Consider the following 491-nt stretch of genomic DNA (forward strand, 5'->3'; position numbering starts at 1 on the left):
CGTTAAGACCCCAGCTGTGACTCCAGTAGCGAACCCATCAGCCCTTACAGATGCCGAAAAAGCAAAAGTAGCGGAAGAAGTTAAGAAGGCTAACCCAACAGCAACAGATGTTAAAGTTGGTGAAGATGGTACAGCGACAGTAACCTTCCCAGATGGTACAACAGCTGTTATCCCAGCAGATAAGACTGTTAAAAAATCATCAGACAAAGCTAAGGAATCAGATGGCGTTAAGAATCCATCAGTAACTCCGGTTACAGATCCAAGTAACTTGACTGACGCTGAAAAAGCTAAAGTAGCAGAAGAAGTTAAGAAAGCTAACCCAACTGCGAAAGATATCAAAGTTAACAATGATGGATCAGTAGTAGTAACCTTTGAAGATGGATCAGTAGCAGTTATTCCAGCTGAAAAAGCTGTTACAGCTGTTAACCAAGATTCACCTGCTCAAGAACCAGCTAAGAAAGCAGGAGCGAAAGAATTGCCAAACACTGGTA

At 42.4% G+C, this 491-nt stretch carries 1 pseudogene; it reads left to right on the forward strand.

What is annotated here, in order from left to right:
* Positions 1 to 491: pseudogene (locus ADH81_RS11135) on the forward strand (hypothetical protein); the annotation flags it as partial.

The sequence above is a fragment of the Streptococcus pseudopneumoniae genome, from assembly GCF_001072925.1.
In the GTDB taxonomy this organism is placed as follows: Bacteria; Bacillota; Bacilli; order Lactobacillales; family Streptococcaceae; genus Streptococcus; species Streptococcus pseudopneumoniae_Q.